Origin of the sequence: Pseudoflavonifractor sp. HCP28S3_F10, assembly GCF_052065415.1 — a bacterium.
Lineage (GTDB): Bacteria > Bacillota > Clostridia > Oscillospirales > Oscillospiraceae > Pseudoflavonifractor_A.
Genome location: NZ_JBQHUB010000016.1, coordinates 1 through 19,727, shown reverse-complemented (window position 1 = coordinate 19,727; position 19,727 = coordinate 1). Strand labels below are relative to the sequence as shown.

At 56.8% G+C, this 19,727-nt stretch carries 19 protein-coding genes; all 19 read left to right on the top strand.

What is annotated here, in order from left to right:
* Positions 1-72 precede the first annotated feature (72 nt).
* Positions 73-828 carry a hypothetical protein gene (locus tag ACTNBZ_RS08330; RefSeq protein WP_441209209.1) on the top strand — a complete coding sequence of 252 codons (756 nt, stop codon included), beginning with the start codon at positions 73-75 and terminating at the stop codon, positions 826-828.
* A 66-nt stretch (positions 829-894) separates the two neighbouring features.
* The gene (locus ACTNBZ_RS08325; RefSeq protein ID WP_441209208.1) at positions 895-1,344 is read left to right on the top strand and encodes a hypothetical protein; all 450 of its coding nucleotides are present in this window, start codon (positions 895-897) and stop codon (positions 1,342-1,344) included.
* Between the two features lie 22 nt (positions 1,345-1,366).
* A complete protein-coding gene (locus ACTNBZ_RS08320; protein ID WP_441209207.1) occupies positions 1,367-2,785 on the top strand; it encodes a DUF6094 domain-containing protein in 1,419 nt (472 codons plus the stop codon).
* 16 nt (positions 2,786-2,801) lie between these two features.
* Complete coding sequence (locus ACTNBZ_RS08315) at positions 2,802-3,350, top strand: hypothetical protein (protein WP_441209206.1); 549 nt, start codon at positions 2,802-2,804, stop codon at positions 3,348-3,350.
* Positions 3,347-3,640 (top strand): hypothetical protein, encoded by a 294-nt coding sequence (locus ACTNBZ_RS08310; RefSeq protein WP_441209205.1) that lies wholly within the window; start codon positions 3,347-3,349, stop codon positions 3,638-3,640. Before ACTNBZ_RS08315 ends, ACTNBZ_RS08310 begins: the two co-directional genes overlap by 4 nt.
* Before the next feature lie 11 nt (positions 3,641-3,651).
* On the top strand, positions 3,652-4,215 hold the full coding sequence (locus ACTNBZ_RS08305; RefSeq protein WP_441209204.1) for a hypothetical protein: 564 nt from the start codon (positions 3,652-3,654) through the stop codon (positions 4,213-4,215).
* Positions 4,212-4,871 (top strand): hypothetical protein, encoded by a 660-nt coding sequence (locus ACTNBZ_RS08300; RefSeq protein ID WP_441209203.1) that lies wholly within the window; start codon positions 4,212-4,214, stop codon positions 4,869-4,871. The genes ACTNBZ_RS08305 and ACTNBZ_RS08300 overlap by 4 nt, the downstream gene beginning before the upstream one ends.
* Positions 4,872-4,884: 13 nt before the next feature.
* Positions 4,885-5,853: a Rad52/Rad22 family DNA repair protein gene (locus ACTNBZ_RS08295; RefSeq protein WP_441209202.1), complete on the top strand. Its 969-nt coding sequence runs from the start codon at positions 4,885-4,887 to the stop codon at positions 5,851-5,853.
* Between the two features lie 21 nt (positions 5,854-5,874).
* Positions 5,875-7,731, top strand: a complete 1,857-nt coding sequence (locus tag ACTNBZ_RS08290) for an AAA family ATPase (RefSeq protein ID WP_441209201.1) — start codon at positions 5,875-5,877, stop codon at positions 7,729-7,731.
* 25 nt (positions 7,732-7,756) lie between these two features.
* Positions 7,757-8,824, top strand: coding sequence for a hypothetical protein (locus tag ACTNBZ_RS08285; RefSeq protein ID WP_441209200.1), 1,068 nt, complete (start codon positions 7,757-7,759; stop codon positions 8,822-8,824).
* Positions 8,825-8,840: 16 nt separating this feature from the next.
* The gene (locus ACTNBZ_RS08280) at positions 8,841-9,458 is read left to right on the top strand and encodes a hypothetical protein (RefSeq protein WP_441209199.1); all 618 of its coding nucleotides are present in this window, start codon (positions 8,841-8,843) and stop codon (positions 9,456-9,458) included.
* Between the two features lie 21 nt (positions 9,459-9,479).
* Entirely contained in the window at positions 9,480-10,454 is a 975-nt protein-coding gene (locus tag ACTNBZ_RS08275; RefSeq protein ID WP_441209198.1) for a DUF6744 family protein, read from the top strand.
* 266 nt (positions 10,455-10,720) lie between these two features.
* Positions 10,721-12,382, top strand: a complete 1,662-nt coding sequence (locus ACTNBZ_RS08270; protein ID WP_441209197.1) for a histidine kinase N-terminal 7TM domain-containing protein — start codon at positions 10,721-10,723, stop codon at positions 12,380-12,382.
* Positions 12,379-13,629, top strand: a complete 1,251-nt coding sequence (locus ACTNBZ_RS08265; RefSeq protein ID WP_441209196.1) for a sensor histidine kinase — start codon at positions 12,379-12,381, stop codon at positions 13,627-13,629. Before ACTNBZ_RS08270 ends, ACTNBZ_RS08265 begins: the two co-directional genes overlap by 4 nt.
* Positions 13,626-14,258, top strand: a complete 633-nt coding sequence (locus ACTNBZ_RS08260; protein ID WP_441209195.1) for a response regulator — start codon at positions 13,626-13,628, stop codon at positions 14,256-14,258. The genes ACTNBZ_RS08265 and ACTNBZ_RS08260 overlap by 4 nt, the downstream gene beginning before the upstream one ends.
* Before the next feature lie 173 nt (positions 14,259-14,431).
* Entirely contained in the window at positions 14,432-14,818 is a 387-nt protein-coding gene (locus ACTNBZ_RS08255) for a hypothetical protein (RefSeq protein ID WP_441209194.1), read from the top strand.
* A gap of 64 nt (positions 14,819-14,882) precedes the next feature.
* The gene (locus tag ACTNBZ_RS08250; RefSeq protein WP_441209193.1) at positions 14,883-15,335 is read left to right on the top strand and encodes a hypothetical protein; all 453 of its coding nucleotides are present in this window, start codon (positions 14,883-14,885) and stop codon (positions 15,333-15,335) included.
* 193 nt (positions 15,336-15,528) lie between these two features.
* Positions 15,529-15,993 carry a hypothetical protein gene (locus ACTNBZ_RS08245; RefSeq protein ID WP_441209192.1) on the top strand — a complete coding sequence of 155 codons (465 nt, stop codon included), beginning with the start codon at positions 15,529-15,531 and terminating at the stop codon, positions 15,991-15,993.
* Positions 15,994-16,003: 10 nt separating this feature from the next.
* Positions 16,004-19,727: hypothetical protein (locus ACTNBZ_RS08240; protein ID WP_441209191.1), on the top strand; the 3,724-nt coding region annotated here is incomplete at its 3' end.

Genomic DNA, 19,727 nt, shown 5'->3' with positions numbered 1-19,727 from the left:
ACGCCCGTGGACTTTGCGGGCCGCACTATCAGACCAGAAAGAATGAAACTACATGAAAAGGAGAAGAAAACCATGAAAACTGTCTACATTCCCAAGGGAGAAACTGTGAGCTATGAATCGCTGGTGACGGACCGCCTGGTCATCAAGGGCTACGTCCATGTTCTCGGCGATGTCCGGGCAAAGACCATCAGCGGAAACGGCGTTCTTCACGCCGGCTCCGTTCACGCGGATGTGATCCGGCTGGATGAACTGGAAAGTGCCGGCGTCATCTGCAAGCGGCTGCTGGCCAAACGTGTCCAGGCCCCCGAGGTCATCGCCTCCGACTGCGCGGTGGTCAGCTGTTTCCTCTCCGCGGCCTATGTGGAGACCGGAAAGCTGACGGTGGCAGTCAGTGAGATCAGTGAGATCAAGGCTGAGGAGGTCGTCAACCTGGCGCCGAAAAAGCGCGGGATGCTTCGCACGCTGCTGGCATCTGCGCTGCGCTCCGCCTGGGTGGCACTGACGGCTCCCAAGCCCAAGCGCGTGCCGGTGGACGCCGAATACACACCTGTGGAGGAGGCTCCTGCGCAGGAAGAACAAATGCCGGACATGGACCCGGCGGTAAAGGCTGAGATCATCCGGACGGTGCGGGAGGCCCTGGAGCAGGACCGTGCCGCGCGGGAGTCTGAGGACAGCGATGCGGAGGATTTTGAACTCAAGCGTGTTGTAAGCACCTTCAAGCTGTTGCGAAGCAGCGGCTACACGCTGCGCATCGTGCCGGGTACGCCGGAGGAAAACGTTCCGGTGTTTGATCCCGAGCTGGAACAGATCCTGCGCCCTGCGGCGTGAGAGAAGGAAAAGAGGCAAGGAGCGTTCCCTTGCCTCTTTTCCAAAAACAGTTGAGGAGGAATCAAGATGTCAATGAAATCACAGCAGGAAAACATGCGGCGGCTCCACGAACTGCTCAGCCGGGACCTGAGCTACATCTGGGGCGAGCGGGAGTGCGGTCCCAATGGGGCCAAAAAGGCCTATCTCAATCAGGGAAAGGTATTCCTGCGCGCTTTGGCCAAAGATCTCGGTTTACGGGATGTGGTGGTAAAGTCCAACGCGGCGGGTATCGCTGTGTCCGGTGACTGCTCCCTCTGCGGAATGTGGGAGGATGGCGGCATCTATGTCTGCATCGAGCAGCCGGTTTGCGGAGGAGAGAATGTGATCCTCTACCGAACCATTCGGAACCTCAAGGACCACCGCGGCGGGTACAACAATTATATCCGCCTTTCCGAACTGGCCGATATGCCCTACGAAGAACTGCTCCGGCGGATGGGCGCCCTGCGGAAAGCCGATGTGCTGCCATGGGCGGCATGACGCGCGGAAAGGGTGGCAATCGTTGAGTGAATTGCAAAATGAACAAAGCCAGGAGATCGTTTTTGCCGCGGCCAAGCTCACGCAAGCCCGTCAGGCCATTTTGAAGGGCAGCGCCGAGCTTTTGACCTGCCGTGCCAGAGTGGAGAAGTACCTCCAGAGCGAGCCGCGAAAAGCCCGCGCCTGTTATGAGGAACTGGAAAAGACTGCTGTGCGCCTGCAAAACGCTCTGGGTGACGCGAGGCTGGCTCTTTTGGAACTGGAGGAATACGGCCTGGCCGGAACGGCTGGCAAGCTGCAAGCTGGCCTTGCCGGATTCAATCTCATGTCCAGGGCCTACAAGCCCGTCTATGAGGTGCTGAACGGCTTTGCGCAAAAGCTGCCGGAGCGGCCGGATTCGGTAAACGCCGCAGTGATCGGCCGCCTCATGAACAATGTCCGCATGGGCTACTATCCAACGGACCCGGACAACATCAGCCATATCCTGCGGGGGATCAGGTTCCCGGAGGGGGTCACCACCAATGTGTTCGACCCCTGCTGTGGCTGCGGCAAGGCTCTGCGGCAGATCGCGCAGGGAAACAACTGCTATGCCTATGGCGTGGAGTTGGACGAATACCGGGCGGAGGAGGCGCAGACACGTCTGCACCGCGTCGGTGTGGGCAGCTTCTTCCAAAGCCGCATCAGCTCGGAGACGTTCCACCTGATGTTTTTGAATCCGCCCTATTTGTCGGTGCTGACCCAGGGCGGCAGCAGGGCGCGTCATGAAAAGCGGTTTCTGGTGGAGAGTATGGGCCATCTCATGCTTGGCGGACTTTTGATCTATGTCATTCCCTACTACCGTCTGACGCCGGATATCTGCCGTATCCTTGGCGAGAACTTTACAGACCTCTCCGTTTGGCGCTTTACCGACGGGGAGTTCAGGAAATTCAAGCAGGTGGCGGTCCTGGGCCTTCGGAAAAAACGGATCGACGAACCATCGGCCGGCGTGGCGCTTGAGCAGTACGCCTATGACCCGGATACGATCCCCAGCGTCACGCAGCTGCAGGAGGGGCGCTACGCCCTGCCGGCTGTGCCGAAAAAAGTGGAACTGTTCAAAGGAGAACTGTTCAACGAGAAGGAACTGGAGCGCCAGCTGTCCCACTCGGACAGCATCCGGCGGCTGATGAACGCCAAGAGCGAACTGGACAGTGCCGGCAAGCATCCGCTGCTGCCCCTTTCCATCGGCCAGATCGGCCTGGTGGGCGGCTCCGGTATGATCAACGGCCTGATCGAATGCGACACGCCTCACGTCATCAAGGGACGCATCATCAAGGTCAAGACTGAGGAACGTGAGGAAAAGTACAGCAGCCGCGGAATGCACATGGGGGCTGAAGTAAAAGAGGTCATCAGCAACAAAATGGTGTTCAACGTCCTGACGCCGAAAGGCTTCAAGGCGCTGACATGAAAGAAAGGAGAACCTTATGAGAGTGAATCAACTGGTCATGGTCGTTCCTGTGCCGGGACCCGGCATGGACGATGCCGCTGTCCGTACAGAGGTATGGCAGCAGGTATCGGCGTTTCTCCTCCAGTATCTTGGAAAACGGTATGTCCGCTTTGAGCCGGCAACGCTGGCCTGGAATCAGAAGGTGGAGCAGCCCTTTGGCGTTGTGCTGGGCAGAAGCGACCCCGCGTTGTTTCTGTACCTGTATGCCATGGGAAAGAAGTTCCAGGACGAGGCGATCCAGTTCCATCTGGATGGCTTTCTGAAAAACATGGAGGTGGACCAAACGCTGGAGCACGGGAGAGTCCTTTTCTGCTCCATGAGCGTGAAGGGTGACGGCGAAAACCTCAAGCCCCATCTTATGTGGCACCTCTCCATGATGAAGGGTGAGCTTCTGCCGGACTGCGCGCTGTATTACCTGCGGGAAAAGCAGGCGCACGCCACGGAGGATCTGGACGAGAAGGTGCTTTCCCACCTGGACCGTTATGCCCTTTGCGCTGTGTCCCTTGTCATGGAGGAGCGCACATGAAAATCGACCTGAACTGGCTGACGGAATCGCTGAACGCGGCAAAAGAGGGAAAAAGCCTTGCGCCGCTGGAGAGCTGTGATTATGTCATGGAGCATATTTACCAGCCGCTCCTGCGCGGCGAGCAGGTCCTGTTTTCCGAACTGGATTTTGATGCCTTCTGCACAGAGGATCTCTGGGAGCTTGACAGGTGGATCGAGGAAACGGAGAATATCCGCTACCACCTCTGCCGGCTCAACCTGAAGTTCTGTGAGGCGGCGCCCGTCAGCCTTTCCAAACGTGCCTATTGCTGAGGAGGGCTGATATGACACCAGGAGCTATTCAGCAGGTACTGCCTTCCATCGCACTTGCCCACCTGTTCCACGAGTATGGCAAGTTGGACGCAATGATCAAAGAAGGCTATAACGAGCCGGGAGATGAATTCTACGCGTACTTCCTGGACCTGCTCTACATAACGGCAGATTTTGTCTATGAAGACTACGTGGAAGATTACGACGTGGCCAGATGGTATTTCAGCGACCGGGCAATGGTGGAATATTACCGCCTTTGCCGTACCTACGGCTGCGCCCATGGCCTGAAGCTGAAAGACAACCCCTATATGCGGGAAGCGGAGCGGTTTGTGGAATCCGCCATGGACCTCGGTAACTCATACGGGTACGGCTGGTACCTGAATACCAAGGTGGGCCATGAGTGGGCCAGCGGGATCGTTTTTCGCACGGATTGCTATTTTGACGGTGAAATGGAGCTTTTGGAGGCGCTGCTTTCCATCCGGCAGTGGTTTGAGGTAGGCGTTCAGCGCCTGCGGGAGAAACTGTCGGAAGAGCAACAGCAGACAGTGCCCCGGTATATGGAGGTGATGGCCGCGTGAACGCAAAGAATGAGATCGTGATCCGGATCAGCCCGGATCAGCAGCGCATCCGAGTGGAAAACACCAATGGCAGCGTGATCTCCTGCAAAGAGATCACGGAACAGACCTTTTATGACTGCATCAAGCAGAGTATCCGGAATGAGGAAGTGCAAAGTGGTTTTCTGCCGGCCAATTGCTTCCATGTTGGCATTGAGAACGACGGCAGCCACAGCTATTGCCTGTGGTATCCGGAACTCTATGCGGACATCAGCTACTTCGGCACGGAGTACCCCAACTTCCCGCTGCCGCGGCTGGTGTTTGGCTTTCACGTCAGCAAGGAGGGAAAAGTGTTTTCCTGCAAGCTGGGCGTGGTGGAGGACAAACCGCCTGCCGAGGATGTCGGTATGTTCGTTTATCCCTTTTCCAATGTGGGAGGCTTCAACTTATGTACCGGTAACAATGAGCTGCCAGTCTACAAAAAGATCGGTGCGCTGGGCAATCTCCCAGGGTATCTGCTGCGCCTTCCCAACAACAATGATAGCTTCAACGCGAAGAACAACCGGCTGCACATGGAGTACCGTGCGCTGCTGAACCACCTGAAGGACAAGGAGCCGGCCTATTACTATACTGACGTCCTTGTTCCCAATGGCAAAACACTGAAAGACTTCATCAGATAGGAGGTTACTCTGCATGGAGCAGAAAAAACCCAGCGAGATCCAGGCGGCTCTTGCCCAGCCCTTTGCGCCGGAGGATCTGGAGTGGCGTCTGCAGGCCACATCCAGGGATAAGACTCGGGGTATGGCGGTCCCCTACGTGACCAACCGGGCGATACAGACCCGGCTGGACGATGTGGTGGGGCCGGAGAACTGGTACAACGACTTCAAGCCCTGGCACGGTGCCGGGAAGAAGCAGGCGCAGCTGTGCGGCATCGCCATCTATTTTGAGGGCCGCGGCTTTATTACCAAATGGGACGGCGCCGAGGATTCCGACATTGAGGCAGTCAAAGGCGGACTCTCCGATTCCATGAAGCGTGCCGCGGTTCAGTGGGGCGTGGGCCGTGTCCTATACAGTATGGACACCGTCTGGGTCGGCATTGAGGCCCGGGGCGACAGTTTTGTGATCAAAGACACGGAGAGAAAGAAACTGGATGACGCGTATCTCGGGATGCTCAAGCGCCTGAAGCTGACGCCGGCGCTGCCCGGCGGGACACAGGCGCAGCTGATGCCCACCGCTCCCCAGAGCGAAGGGCCGAAACAGACTGCACCCGAAACGAAGTCCTCCGGCAGTGCGCCGCAGACGCAGGAAAACCCCAGACCGGAGCAGAGCGCTCCCACTGCCCAAAAGCAGCAGCCTGCGGCTTCTGTGCCTGCTGCATCTTCCGGCAAGACCACGGAATTTCCCCGCAGGAAGGAGCCGGAGTACGAGTATGTGGTGGAAAATGCCCAGATCCAAAACGGCATGAACAGTAAGTCCACCACCGTTATGCTCAGGGACAGGGACGGAAAGGTGCTGAAGGCCTTCGCCCGGGGCGCCCATGAGGACCTTACGCCGGGCACGCTGCTGGCGCAGGTGAAGATCTCGCTGAAAAAGCAGAATACCGTGGTGTTCAATTTCCTGGAAAGCTACAAAATTACCGCATCCGGCAAGCAGGCCGCGTAGAAAGGAGCGTAAATCTGCATCATGAAAACCATCAAGAGCTTTGAGATCACCGGCATGAGGTTATCCGGCTTCAAGTGCTATCAGGAGCCGACGCAGCTGGACTTCGGAAACCCCACCGTCGTGACCGGAGGGAATGGCCGCGGCAAAACCAGTATCGCGGATGCCATCGCCTTCGCCATCACCGGGCTCCCCTTTTTCGGGGAGCGGGGCATTGACCGGCTGCACAGCGAGCAGAACCCGGAGTTGTTCGTGTCCCTTCAGTTTGTGGACGAAAACGGGCAGCTCCATGAGCTGACCCGCACCCGGCAGAAAAGCCGTATGGCCATCAGCTATGACGGCTATGAGATCCGCCAGCTGGATCTGACGGACCTGTTTGGCGAGCGGGATGTGTTCCTCTCCATTTTCAATCCCCTGTACTTTATTGAGGAGCTGGGCGACGATGGGAAAAAGCTGCTGGAACGGTATCTGCCGGCTATCTCCCATGAGGAGGTACTGTCCCAGCTCAGTGAGAATGTGCGTGCTTCGTTGGAAAACGAGTCCATTCTCTCGCCGGAGGTCTATCTCAAAAAACGGCGTGAGGAGATCCGGGACCTGGAGCAGACCGTCATCTATCTGACAGGGCAAAAGGACCTGGCGGAATCCCAGCAGCGGGACGGACAGAAAAAAGCTGCTGAGCTGCAGGCTCGCCTCGACGCGCTGGTGTCCCAGCGGGACGCCCTGGAAGCAAAACGCTTTGAGGGACTGGACCTTTCGGATATGCAGGAAACGCTGATCGAACTCAGCGCCCGCTATGATGAGATGGCTCAGGACGGCCCCGACGCCGCTGACACGGCCGAGCTTGACGAGCGGCTGAAAAGCCTGCACCAAAAGCTGGGACAGCGCAGCGCCGAGCAATATGTGCCGAAATACAGCCAGCCCATCGCGGAGGCGGCGGCCAGAGTCAAGGAACTGGGCTCCAAGTACGCCCGGGAATCGGCCCTGCTCAAGGGTTTCCGCCCCGGTGTTGTCTGCCCCACCTGCCGCCGTGCGGTGACGGAGGCGGACTTTCCGCTGGTGCGGGAGGAGATCGGAAAGGCTCTTTCTGCGGTCGTGGCAGACGGCAAGGCGCAGAAAGAGCAGCTGAATGAACTCCAGATGCTGGAAAAGAAGACGGAGGAAACCTTTCTGCAATTCCAAAAAGACGATGTGGAGCAGATTCGGCAGGAGATCACAAAGCTGACAAGTCAGCGGGAAAACCTGGACACGGAGCGAGGCGCCATCAGCGCACGCCGCAAAGCGGAGCTGGAAACCCTGCAAACCCAGATCCAGAGTCTGACGACGGATATGGAGTATGGGAATCTGACCCAGGAGGAATATGACCGCCTGACAGCGTGCAAGGAAGACCTGCGGGATTGTCAGGCGGAGCTGGACGCCGCGTTGGCTGCGGCACACGCCGGCCCGCAGGACTACGACGCAAAGATCCGGGAGGTCAAGGCACAGATCGGTGAGAAAAAGAAGCTGCTGCAGGACGCGGCCCTCTATTTGAGCAAGCGTGCTGAGCTGACCTTTTCTCAGCTGAAGATGAACAAGGTGGAGATCTCCCTCTACGATGTGGTGAAATCTACCGGAGAGGCCAAGGACACCTTCAAATTTACTTACGGCGGACGGCGGTATGACCGGCTTTCCCTCTCCGAAAAGATCAGGGCCGGCATGGAGCTGTCTGAGCTGATGAAGCGCCTGACCGGCCGCAACTATCCCGTGTTCATTGACAACATGGAATCCGTTGACGACCTTGCCAATGTCCGGCCCACCGGCCAGATCATCATGGCCAAATGCGTACACGGTGCGGCGCTGTCGGTGCGTCCCATGAACCAGACGCAGATGCCGAAGGCGGCGTAAACCTCAAGGAAGGGGGAGGCGCCGTTTGGCACGCGAGTATGTAGAATTTCCCATCGTGGAAACCGCCAGACGGTGCGGGCTTGTCCTCGACCCTCGTACACTCAGGCACGAGGAAGTCGAGGCAAGCTGCCCCTTCTGCCGCGACCACGGACCGGGGAAATACCATCTGAGCCTCAACACCTCAAAAAACCAATACCGGTGTAATCTCTGCGGCGCCCACGGCAACAGTGTTTCGCTGTATGCCCGGCTCCACAGCATCACCAACAAAGAGGCTTATTTGGAACTGACAAAGGACACCAGGGTATATCCCTTGCCGTCCCAGCCTGTTCCCCAAACACAAGAGCGGACGCCCAGGGCGCTGGAGGAGCGCCACGCGGTCTATTCGGAGATGCTGTCTTTTCTGACGCTCTCCGAAAAGCACCGTGAAAACCTTCTGGAACGCGGACTGTCCGATGAACGCATCGAGCGCAACGGTTACCGGTCCATGCCGGAAACACCGCAGGCCCGGCGGCTTCTTGCGAAGCTGGTGGGCAGCAGCCATGACCTGCTGGGTATCCCAGGGTTCTATACCCGAAATGACCAGTGGACGGTGGCCGGCCCCAATGGCTTTCTGATCCCTGTGCGAAATCAGGATGGCCTGATCCAGGGCCTGAAGATCCGCCTGGATGACGCGGATAAGCCGGGGCGGAAATACCGCTGGCTTTCCAGCCGAGACAGACATCTGGAAAACGGCACACGCAGCTACTCGTGGATCCATGTTACCGGCGACCGGAGCCGAAAACGGGCCTTTCTGACGGAAGGGCCGCTCAAAGGCGATGTAGCCAGCTTTCTCGCAAATGATGCCCTGTTTATCTGCACCGGCGGCGTCAACGCCATCAAGGGCCTGCGGGAAACGATCCTGGATCTGGGTGTCACCGAAATCGTTGAGGCGATGGATATGGATCAGATGACCAACCCGCAGGTGCGAAACGCGATTCTTACCATGCGCCGGGAGGTACAGAAGATCCCCGGCGTCCGATACTCAAAATACACATGGAACCCGGCCTACAAGGGTGTGGACGATTATTTCCTCAGCCGCGTGGCCGCCATGTGATCCGAGGAGTGAAATGATGAATAGCAGAACAATGGTAAAGGTGTCTGCCGCCGGACAGAGCCTGTTCTTCCGGACGGTCACCAGGAACAAAAAATCGCCGCACAGCTTTGCCGTGCTGCGAAGCGATTTAAGGCGCATGGTGCAGGAAGGGAGCGTTACGATCAGCGACGCCGGTTCCTTTGCCGTGCTGCGGTATGAGCGGGAACTGCGCAGAGTCGTGATCCGCTTTGTGTGGCTGAATCAATGCGGTTGTGCGCTTACCGGCCGTGAGGAGACGGTTCAGCTCTCTTTCGACGCGCTGATGAAATTCGCTCTGGAGAGCGAAAAGAATCCCGAGGTGACCGAATGGCGGGCGCTGTCCATGGAGGACGCGGAGAGGCCGCGGCTTGTTTTCTGCGAGCAGAGGAACCTCCGGGCGGCGCTTGCCCAAAAGACGGTCCGGCGCAAGCTGATCCGGTTCCTGCGGGATAACTTCCGCTGGAAGCAGACGGACCGGATCTGCTTTTACGACGATCCCCTGCCGTACAGCTTCTTTTTCCGGGAGTTCCGTCTGGGGCGTCCGGGCATTTGCGGCGGCGTGATCCTTCATGGGCAGGATCACATGGAGAAAGCGCAATATGCGCTTCATACCTGAATCAGAAAGGAAGTATTGAATATGGAAAAAACGATCAATATGAACGAGTTTCTCGCGGCAAACAGCGGCGATAAAGAGCACATGCTGGGAAAGTTCCTGTACTTTACTCTGGCGAATCTTCTTGTGGAGAAAGAGGCTCTGTCCGATCTCTGTGAGAGCATGGGCATTCCCTATGCCGGCGGCAACCGTCTGTCGGTGTCGGATGCTTTCCGCTCCGCAACGGGGGATATCCGGGAGCGAATCCCGGTCACTTCCATGGGCGAGAGCCATATCTACCTTGCTTACTGCCGGGACAATAAGCGCACGTCCGGGGTCCTCTCCCGAGAACTGGTGAAGGAAACGCTGAATCAGCAGACCAACCGGTATGAGAAGCTGGCCAACATCAGCTACGACAAGGAGGATGGGATCTTCCGCTGCGACAACCTGGTGATGGATGACGCGGTAGATGTGCCTGGGTGCTGCCGCCGGGCGGAGGAGCTGTTCGAGCTCTACCAGCGGTGTGCCAACCGAAAGCAGATCGAGACCATCTGCACCAATTACCTGCGCAGCATCGAGGCCACCAAGCTGAGCATCACCGGCCATATGTATTTTGTTCCCCGTACCTACATGGATAAGGTCGATATTTTCGAGGACTTTATCAATTTGTTGGGTGGCCTGAACCGGAACGACACGCCGCTGATGGTCAATAGCTTTTACATCATCGACGATGAAAAACAGCGCGCCAAGATGACGGAGGAGTTTTACGCGGCGGTGAAAAAGGAGATCGCCACCTATCAGGAGCGAGCGGACTACCTCATTAAGTCCGGCAGTCAGAGCCCTGCGGTCATGGACCGGTGGGTACTGAAGATCCAGGGCCTGGAGGAAAAGAAGCGCCACTATGAGCAGGTGCTCCGCCGGGAACTGGATGGACTGGACGATGAATTCTCCACGCTGAAATTCCTCTCCCAGGAGCTTCAGATGCGATCCCGGAGCATTCGATTTCAAAAGGCAGCGTAAGCCGATAGAAAACGAGAACGAGTAATATAGAGAGGGGCTGTGCTTTCACAGTCCCTCTTTCTTTTCCGGCGAGAAGTGAAAAAGGGCAGCGTTGCGTTGGAACGGAACTTTTCGTTGAGTTTTTGAAGGACATACAGTATAATTTAACCGGATAGATTATACTCTGTCCTCTCAAAAGAGAGCAGAGTATTGTTAAGGGGGTACCCCCTTATTTGGTTGCGCAGCAACCAAATAAGACCGCTGTATGCAGAAAGGAGGGGCGCACGATGGCAAAAGTAAATTTGAAAAACCACCGTGCCTTTCTCTGTGCGGCTCTGGCCGTCATTGTAGCGGCTACTCTGCGGCAGATAGGCTTTCGGGTGGAGCCCCCCTTCGATTGGCTCTGTTCATTCTTTCGTTCTGTCATATACGTTATGCTGTTTGCAGCGTGGGGTATTTCCGTCCGCAGGCGGATCATCCAGCCTCAGGTGCGCCGCTATCTCACTGCCATTTCCGCACTGATGGTATTCTGGGTTACTGCCAGAACGATCCGTTATATCATCGCGGAAGATCCCTGGGTCCTGCGCCACCTATGGTACCTGTATTATCTGCCTATGCTGTTCATCCCGGCGCTGGCGGTGTTCGTTGCCCTGTCGCTTGGAAAGACGGAAAACTACCGCCTGCCGAACTGGATGAAGCTTTTTTACATACCGACCACCTTGCTTTTTCTGCTGGTGCTGACCAATGACCTTCATCAACTCGTGTTCGTGTTCCCGGCAGATGCGGTCGTATGGGCGAATGTGTATGCTCATAGCATCGTTTATTATCTGGCGGTTGGATGGATGTTCCTTTGTGCCCTGGCAGCGCTTGGCGCCATGCTGATCAAATGCCATATCCCCCACAGCCATAAATTTTTGTTGCTGCCTTTCGTTCCCTTTCTACTGGCAATGATTTATTGCGTCTTCGACATCGTCCAGCTGCCGTTGCAAAAAGCGCTTGCCGCCGATGTAACCGTGGTTTTCTGCCTGCTGATCACCGCCACGCTGGAACTTTGTATCCAGTGCAGCCTGATTCAGTCCAACACCCGATACGGGGAACTGTTCCGGGAGTCCACTCTGGCAGCGCAGATCGTGGACCGGGATTATGCTGTCCAATATGCTGCCAAAAACGCACCGAAGATCCCGGTGGAGAAAATGCGGGAGGCGGAGGCCGGCCCTGCGGCACTCACGGAAGGGATACAGGTCCACAATATGCCGGTGGACGGCGGCCATGCGGTCTGGACGGAGGATATCTCCCAGCTGCTCCGCCTGCGGGAGAGTCTGGAGGACCAGCAGGACGAGCTGCAGGAGCGGAAAGCACTGCTGAAATCCGAGTATGACCAGGAGCGGGAACACAAGACAATTGAGGAGCAAAACCGCCTCTACGACCTGCTGCAAACCCGGACTCAGAGCCAACTGAACCAGATCGACCGCCTTGTGCGTACCTATGAGAAAACTGACGGCGCCGAAGAAAAGCATCAGATCCTGGCCCATATCGTGGTGCTGGGCAGCTTTATCAAGCGCCGGAAGGACTTTGTACTCTCCATCGACAGCGCTCCTGTCATCTCAGAGGAAAAGCTGACCAGCGCACTTCGGGAATCCTTCCGTGCCTTGACGCTGCTGGGGGTGGAGGGGGCTTTTCTCGTACAGACGGGAAAAGAATACCTTCCCGGCGAACTGCTGGCGCGGGCCTATGACTTCTTTGAAGATGCGATTGAAACCGGACTGGATACCCTGCGCGCCATCAATGTGCAGGTGCGCCCGGTAGACGGTAAACTGCGGATCAACATACTTCTGGACTGTGACGCGGATTTCACGCCCCTGTGCGGCAGGTATCCGCAGGTGCGGATCGACGGGGAGGACAGCGAGATGATGCTCGTTCTGCCTTTGGAAGGAGGTGGCGGAGCATGACCCCCTTCTGTGAACTCTCTGCCAATGCCCGGACAGCCCTGCTGACCCTACTGCTGTGTGCGGTGTTGGGCGTATTGTTCCTGCTGCTGAGTAAGGCCATTCGTACAGGACGGATCAAACTGGCGGTACCGGACTGCTGCATGTTCGCAGTATTGACCTTTGCCATTGCGCTGCTGGGGCCGGACTCAACAAGCCGGACTTACGATAATATTCCAACGGCTTTTGTAGTGCTGCTGCTCGCCGCTGCAGCCTATGTGGCTGTGGAAGCTATGCGGGAGCGGAAACGGCACCGGACAGAACTGTCAGCCAACGCCATCAAACAGGCTTTTGACGACCTGCCCACCGGTGTCTGTTTCGCCGACGAAACGGGCCGCATCATCCTCATTAACCGCGCCATGGGCGAATTGGGCGCGGTGCTGACGGGCAGCTATCCCCAGACTATTTGGGATTTGACGGACGCTCTGAAGGATCCACCAAAGGGCTGCGGCGTTACCCGCCTGGAACCGAACCCGCCGCTGTGCCGGTTCCCAGACGGACGGGTATGGCGATTCCAGACTACGGCGCTGGAGGGCATAGATGGAGTCACCCAGATCCTCGCCCAGAATGTGACGGAGCTATACGAGGGAAACGCCCGGCTGCAGCGGGACAACGCGGAGCTGCGGCGGGTCATCGCCAAGCTCCGGAAAATGTTCCAGCGCCTGTCTGAGCGAATTCGGGAAAAGGAAACACTGGAACTGAAAATGCGGATTCACAACAACATCGGCGCCAGCCTCATCGCCATCTCCGAGATGATGAACGGCGGCGGAGACGGAGATGTGGAGCATCAGCTGGCGGTTTTGAAGGACGCCATCAGCTATTTCTCCAACGACTTCCCGGCGGCCCGCGGCACCTTTGAGGAAGCGCGGCAGAAAGCAGCAGAGATGCATGTGACGCTGGAGCTGGACGGCTATATCCCTCAGAACCCGGATATAGAGCGACTGATCGCCGCCGCTGCACGGGAGTGCGTCACCAACTGCGTTAACCACGCCGGGGGCGACCGGGTCAGGGTGGAGGTCGTGGAGCGGGCCGACATCTATCGGGTGATTATCACCAACAACGGAAAGATCCCGGAGCGGGAGATCACGGAGGGCGGCGGTCTGTCCTCCCTGCGCCGGAGCGTGGAGAGCGCCGGCGGCGAAATGTCGGTCTCCCATCGGCCGGCCTTCGCACTGATCCTCAATCTTCCAAGGAGGGAACAAGAACTATGACCACAGTGATCATTGTGGAAGATAATGCCTACATGCGGCAGCACTTTGAAAAGATGTTTGCCGATGATCCCCGCTATCGGGTGGTCGGCGTTTTTCAGGATGCCATTGAAGCGGTGGACGCCTGTCGAGGCGGCAGCGTGGATCTGGTTCTGATGGACGTGCTGACCCTCCACGACCACTCCGGCCTTGCGGCGGGAAAGCGCATCAAAGAGAGCGGCTGCCGCACGAAGGTAGTGGCGGCGACCTCCCTCATTGACCCGGAAGTGCTGGCGCAGGCCCGGGCGGGCGGCGCCGACAGCCTGTGGTACAAGGACCACGGCGACGCGGACCTGATGGAGGTCATTGAGCGGACCCTGGCCGGAGAGCATATCTTCCCGGACACCTCACCTGACGTGGAACTGAAGGACATCCGTTCGGCCCAGCTCACGCCCCGGCAGCTGGAAATACTCCGGCTGTTTTCGGATGGCTTGGGCTACGACGAGATCGCGGAAAGAGTGCATCTCACCAGCCGCGGCGTCCGGTGGAACCTGGACGAGATCGTGGGTCGGAGCGGCTTCAAGAACAAAAACGCACTGCTGACAGCCATCATCCAGAAAACCCTGATCGTAAAATTTGAGGACGAAGAGTAAAAACAGCGTCCGGCCACTTCACGGTGACCGGGCACTTATTTTTTTGAAAATTTTTACCTCTTTTTTCACTGATACTGACACAAGTGACAGTTACAAACTCAAAAGAATCCGTATAATGAGAATTGGAGAATCAGGAGCTTATGTCCGCAGCTCCTTCAGAGAAGGCAGGTGGTATGATGAAAAGAATCATTCTCGATATTCAAAGCGGACTGTATGCAAGAACGATCCAGCGTATGCTGCTGCAAGAGCTGGAAGAATACCACATCATTATTTCCGAATCCCCCAGCAAGACCGTGGAGCGGTGCAAGATGTTCCGGCCCTACGCCCTCCTCATGGAGGTGACGGGATATACGCCCTGGATGCTGGAGGAACGGTTGGCCATCCGGGAAGCGGTTGCCAGGAACAACCCGGACTGCAAGGTGGTCATGCTGGTGGATGATGCGGCGGACAAAGCCCTGGCGGAAAGCGTGAAACAAGCCAAGAAGGACGGACTGGTCGACGCGTTTCTCTTTGGGTCTGTTACCGAGCAGTATATGGCTGCCGTTATGGACAGCCTGTAAGCGTTTGGCAACCGATTTGAAGAAAGCGGGTGAGAAAGGCGTGGACTGCAAAGAAGCATTGGACATGGAATATGTGAAAGGCCCTATGACCTACCGTGGCTTTGCCCTTCCGGCGGTACCCGGGGTGTCTTACTGGAAACCAGAGGACGAAAACGATACCACCGACTGCCTCTATATCCGGGCGGATGACGGCATGTTTGTCCTTTCCTGCTGCGAGACAGACCAGCCGGCCTCCACGGCGGGTATCCTCCAGGCCGAGGAATTCACCGGACGGATGACCGTTACGGTTCAGGGCGGCAGTGTCGTGTTGTCCTACAAGCCCGGCGGAGATCCCGGAGACCGGGGCGTCCAGCTTTACCGTCTGCAGGGCTGCAAGGATGTGCAGGGCCCCGGTGGGAGCGTCAGGCATTTTCTCTTCCTCGCAAAAACAGCTCCCGATGTGACCGCGGAGCAGATTTTGAAATCTGAGACCTGGACCGATGTGATCAACGGCATTGGTTTAACCTCAGAGCAATGAATCACCACACCCGGCGGCCCTGACCGCCACGGGAAAGGAGGGAGACACGACGGGCAATCAAAAACTATCTGAACTATTTGGCTTTCTTCGCCACAAAGCGCAAAGCCCAGACCGCCCCCCGGTACGGGAACCGCCTCCCCAGCCGCTGACCGCTGAGGACGAAAAGGGAAAGTGGCTGACCGGCGGCAGAACGGTGATCTGGTGCGGCTGGCGCGTCCAGATTCCGCCATCCTGGCATTTCTTCTATGATGGTCCCAGCGTTCACGGCCAGTCCAGCCTGGTTGTGGAGACACTGGACACGGGCGTGAACTTCTACCTGGAGGACCCTCCTCCCAACTGGAAGTGGAACGACCTCCTGTCCGATGACAGGATCGTTCAGAGTCAAGTCGTGGACTACACGGAAAACGGCCTGCACCTGTACGGAGTCTATTTCCCCCCACGGAAGGACGGCTACTCCTACCTGAATTTCCGCCTGACGGCCAACGAGGACACGACCCCTGTTTGCCTGGGCGGGTACATCAGCCGCTCCCGGCCGCCCACGGCGGAGGAAAAAGAGGCGCTCCGCAGCCTGCTGTTCAGCGTGGAGGCGGAGGAATCACCAGGCAAGAATCCCCACCCCGGCCCCGGCGGGCCGGAGAATGAACCTTTCAGGAGTTAGGAGGTCAAACATGAAGAAACGAACAAACAAACTGCTCAGTCTGCTGCTGACGCTGGTGATGGTGCTGGGTCTGCTCCCGGCCATGAGCATGACGGCGTCGGCCTACAGCGGCAGCGGTACGGAGGGCGACCCCTACATAGTCACCGATTATGACGAGCTGCTGGATTTGATGAAGAACACACCTGATAACACCACCCGCTATATCAAGCTGGGCAGCGACATCAGCTACAGCGCAAGCACCAACGGTACTGCACTGAACTTGTCCAATGCTTTACAGAGCGTGGATTTGGATTTGAACGGCTATACCGTCTCCCGGTCGGGCACCACCACGGACACCGGCGTTGTTCAACTGCTCATAGGCAGCCTTACCATCCGGGACAGCAGCAGTGCCGGCACGGGCAAGATGACCAGCAGCGTGAGCGGCGGTGAAGGACAGGCAACAGTCTATGTTTCCTCCAGCGGCAAACTGACCATTGAAAACGGCACCTTTGAAGTTACCAACGGCACATATCCCGATGCAATATGGACACAAGGCGGCACCACTCAAATCAACGGCGGTACCTTCATCAACACGAAGGCAGGCGGTTCTGGGGCCACGTTCGAGCTGGGCAACGTCACAGTGGACGGAGGCACCTTTATCACAAGCGATGACGACCCGGACGCGGGCTTCGGAATTTACGTGGGCGGCAGAGCAAATGTGACATTCCACAGCTGCACGGCAATCGGCGGTCCCCGGGGCATCATTACTCTTAACGGCACCAAAATCCCCGAGGGGTACTTTTATTACGCCACTACCATAGACGGTAGGTCTGCCATGGTTGTCATGCCCAACGACGGCACAAGCAAAGATAAACCGATTTTTGTGAGCAATTTCGACCAGTTGAAAGCGATACACAGTGCCCCTACGGACGGCACTCCCTTCTATATCGCTCTGAATGCGGACGAGGCTTATTCTACAGAAACATTCTATATATACGGTGTCGAAGTCGATAATGGGCAGAATGTCATACTTGACCTGCGTGGACACACTCTTCATGTTCGTCTGATTGCTGACGACATGATTACGGTTTTCGGCGGCGGAACGCTGACCATTAATGACAGCGTGGGCGGCGGCGCACTGATTACAGAAGGACAATCCAGTAAACTTCTCAATGTTATTAGAATCTCCGGAGCAGGCAAGCTTACCGTCAACGGCGGCAGCTTCCAGAACCGCGGTTACGGCCGCTGCATGAGTGTCAGCGGCGAAAATGCCGAGGTCATCCTGAACGGCGGCGAGTTCCTGTCCACGCGTTCTCCCGCCGAGGGCACCTATAACGTGGAGCTACAATATGGCTCCATGACCATAAACTACGCCCATATCTATGATTCTCTGTATAACGCCCGCAAGGCGGGTAACTTTACCATAAACGGACTTTTGTTCCAGAGCTTCGGCGAGCCCGGCGTTATAAAGCAGGCCACCGGCTCCTCCTGTGTGGGCAGTAAGTATCTTGAGGATCATATTAACCCCACCTCAACCGTAACGGTGGACGGCGAAGAAGTTACGAACCTGCATGTCTCCTCTCTTAAGGGCTATACCATAGAAATCACCCCCGTCGCCAAAATAAGCTCCGTTAAAATTACGGACGTGACGGCGCCGGTAATCGGCGAAACGGTGGACTTTACCGCTACAGCCACAGCCACAGGCGCTGAAATGCGCAATGTGCGCTGGTTTGACTGGGACGAAAACCGCTACCTTTCCGAAGGCGACTTCTTTAAGGAAGGTCACGCCTACATGATTGTCGTGACCATGAACGCCATGGAAGGCTACGCCTTTAACACCACAAACAGCACCATGACGGTTACCGTCAACGGCAAGAAGGGCTTTTTGAGCCGGGCAACTCAAGAGTCGGTGGATTGCTGCTACTGTTTCGACGCGGCTTACCCTGCGCCGGTCATCACCACCCAGCCCGCATATAACCTGAACATTGACGAGGGCGAGGGCTTCTCCCTCCATGTGGAAGCGGAAAACGCTACAAGCTACGAGTGGCATTACGTGAACCAGGTCGGTACGGATTATGTGCTGGAAAAGCAGATTCTGTACTATCAGGAGGGAACCCAGAACACCGACACGCTGGTAATGAATTATTACGATTACAACAGCAGACTGGGCCACATCTACTGCCGCGTCTACGGCCCCGGCGGCTACACGGACTCCGATGACTCCTACATCAACGTTCTTCCCGTGGAATACGACCTGTGGGTAAACGGCGTGCAGGTGACCAGCGAGAATAAAAGATCTCTTGCCTATACCGACAACAGCGCCACCGGCACCGCCGCCACCGCCGTATATCTGCCCTATAAAAACGAACTGCGGCTGTGGGACGGCGTAGAAATCACCTCCGGCAGCGGCGAACGTGTGGATTTCAGCGACGGCGGATATATTCCAAGCAACGTTTTCGGAATTCTTTATTATACTCCTGCCGGAAAAACCGCAAGAGAGCTGACAATTAAGGTGTCCGGCAGCGTTACCTCCAATGCGTCGTATGCTATCAACATACTGAAAAGCGACGACGCCGATGGTACCGCATCAGCCCGTATCGTAGGCTGGAACGGAAAGGATACGGACACCCTGAATATTAACAATTATCCGTTCCGCAACGGAGCATACACCGTTGAAAACTGCACGGTGAATATTACGGGCTGTATCAACGTTTCCAGCTCCCTGACCCTGAAAAATGCGGATGTGACGGCAACCGCACCAAGCAGTTCTTCTTACGCCATTAACGCAACCAATTATTCCAAGACCATTACCGTTATGGGCGACAGCAACCTGACCCTGATGGGAAAGAACGGCGGCAAGGCGGCAAATCTCTATCCGGAGCCGGAATATCGGGCTCAGCAGGTGCTCTATCCCGCATATACCACCTCCGTATTCCTTGACGCTACTTCTCCCACCGGTTCCAACGGCGCCAACGCCTGGACAGACCCGAAAACGGAGCCCAACTGGAACGATTATCAGTACATATCCATAAGGACTCAGGACGAGAACACCCCTGTGGGGATGGTGCAGTTCAAGCTTGACGGCGTGCCCACTGTGGGCGAAACAGCGCCCTCTGTGAGTGTGGTCGATGCTTACGCCGACTACGTGGACGGCGAAACCTTTGAGTATGCATGGTGGCTGGTTGAGGACGGCAGGGTTGTTTCACAGCTTCTCGACTGGAGCACCCTCCAGCCGGGCAGAACCTATCGGGCATACGCCTATGCGGTTGCGGCCGACGGTTACAGCTTTGCGGAATATACGGTCAACCGGTTTAAGGTCTATAAAGAGGACGGCACCGTCGCGGATACCCAGTACGGCACCGTAGAAAGAAACTGGGGCGATCATGCGAACTTCTACGCGGAGTTTACCATGCCGGGCGAGGCTTCTGCCGGCGTGACGGTTTCCGGCACGGCGACCAGCTTTAACAGCGACACCGACGATGTGACCATTCAGCTCATTGAGAGCGGCGCATCCGAGGCGGCGTATGAAGCAGTCGTCAAAGGCAATACCGCCAGCTATTCCATCGCAGGCGTGGAGTCCGGCACCTACACCATGAAGGTGATGAAGCAGAACCACGTCACCCGCGAGTACACTATCACCGTGAGCGCGGAGAATGTGACGCAGGATGTGAAGATTTGCCTGCTTGGTGATGTTACAGGTGACGGAAAGGTAAATCTCAAAGACTGGAACCGAATCTATCAGCATTATGACAATA